Origin of the sequence: Ideonella oryzae, from assembly GCF_024055665.1 — a bacterium.
Taxonomy (GTDB): Bacteria; Pseudomonadota; Gammaproteobacteria; order Burkholderiales; family Burkholderiaceae_C; genus Ideonella; species Ideonella oryzae.
This window is the reverse complement of the sequence record NZ_JAMXMC010000028.1, coordinates 1-1,802: the sequence shown is the minus strand read 5'-3', so window position 1 is coordinate 1,802 and position 1,802 is coordinate 1. Positions and strand designations below refer to the sequence as shown.

Sequence of the window (1,802 nt, the reverse complement as noted above, 5' to 3'; positions counted from 1 at the left end):
CTGTCCTTGTGAACATCCAAACCGACAAACAGGGTGCTAGATTTGTCCATGGCCCGTCTCCCAGCAATTTGGCAACGCCCCGGCAGCGAGTCCGTCGGGTGCATTGGTGTAGCTCTGCAGGTCTCAGGCCCGCAACCTACGTTCGCGCTGGAGACGGGCCGCCCAGCTTCACGAAGCCATCTTGTCTAGGCCACACACAGGAAACACATATGGACGGCAAGCGAATTCAAGACTATTGGTCCACGGAAGTGGATGCACTAGTTTAAACCTACCAACAGTTTGAAATGCTGATTCCCGCCCCAACCGGCGCTGGTGCTCAGCATAGAGGCGAGGACGGTCGATTTGTCGAAGACTTAGTCCGCGAATATCTCTCGCGCTATCTACCCAAAGACCTCGAAGTACTCACCGGCTTCATCCTCCGTCCGGCTGTAAAGACCGGAGAGAAGGGTACAGAACGAAAGACAGATAGCGATCAGCACTCCACACAACTAGATATCCTAGTTTTTGATTCAGGCGCATATCCAGTTTTTCAGAGATTCGGAAATAGCGTAATCGTCCCTCCAGAGGGTGTGATAGCAATAATTTCCATCAAGAAACATCTCAACGACGGCGATATCCAGCACGAATGCGAAAAGCTCTTTGACGCTGCAACCCTCTGCGAAACGCTCGCATCAAACGATAAAAACGACAAAGTGCGAGGGCCGTATCTCTCATTGGTATCTGTGAAATCGAACATCGACAAAACAAGGACCGATACGCTCGATTGGATATTCTCCAAAATGCAGGCCGCCTATGCCGGCAAGACGAACGTAACTTTTGACAAGCTGGTAGGTTTCGTCGGCGCACTTGATGAGTGGAGCATCTTTAAACGTCGGCCAGCGTCGAAGCCAACACAAGCTGATTACATCGGCTTCAAACATCAGGTCGGTGAATCTCACCTTGGACTGCAGTTCCTCATCACGGGAATTTTGAGTGTCTATTACGACAAGACTCGAAAGGACATGCGTCGACCGGGGTTCACAGCCTTCCCATCGGGGAGGCCCCATGACAAGAACTTGGGAAGCATTGCCTGCTCAGGCTTGCGCTGAGCGTGGCGCGGGATCACACATCAAGTGAAACACCAAGTCCAAGATATGTGGCCTAACATTACGGTCAAGCTGACTCCAACATGGCCCATGGCTTCGCCATTTTCATGGGCCATGTCGGTGCCCTCCACTCGCTTCGCTCCTTCCGGCGCAGCTTACCTTTGGCGTTAAACATCATGGCAACGCTCATATGGCGCGCACCGGTGCGGTACTTTTCCCAAGGCGACGAGGCAGCATTCTTCGCCTGGCTGAAGTCCATCCCTGGCGTTATCGGCGTGGTCGGGGCGGGCCACGAACTGGAAATTCAGCTTCGTTCCAAGCGTCTGTCTCAGCAAGGCTTGCGTGAATTGATAGCTTTGTACACACGGTATGACGGCAATCTGAACGAACTGGCGCAGTTTGCGACGGAGGCAAACTCTGCTTGGTTCAAAGCTCCGAATGCGGTCTGGCATCGTGCTGTGTTCGGGGTGGCAGATGCTGTTTAACCCTTTTACAGGGACTTCCCCCTCGGTCAAGCAGAACCTGGCTGTTTTCTCCTTCCCAAGCGGTATTTGAGATTCCCGGCAAATCGTCGACCTGACAGGCGCTGCTGAAGACACCACGAGAGACAGACTGCACATCTACAGACGGGCTTGTGTCGGCGGTGTGGCCGAGGCCCCAGATACGAACCGCTCAGCAGGGCTCCATTCGTTCAGCGTGGACGGGTGCCACAGACGA

The 1,802-nt window shown here is 53.8% G+C and carries 2 protein-coding genes; both read left to right on the top strand.

The window, feature by feature from the left end; genetic code table 11:
* Positions 1 to 284: 284 nt before the first annotated feature.
* The gene (locus M0L44_RS21935; RefSeq protein ID WP_252772313.1) at positions 285 to 1,088 is read left to right on the top strand and encodes a DUF6602 domain-containing protein; all 804 of its coding nucleotides are present in this window, start codon (positions 285 to 287) and stop codon (positions 1,086 to 1,088) included.
* An 80-nt stretch (positions 1,089 to 1,168) separates the two neighbouring features.
* Positions 1,169 to 1,570, top strand: coding sequence for a hypothetical protein (locus tag M0L44_RS21930; protein WP_252772312.1), 402 nt, complete (start codon positions 1,169 to 1,171; stop codon positions 1,568 to 1,570).
* Positions 1,571 to 1,802: the final 232 nt, after the last annotated feature.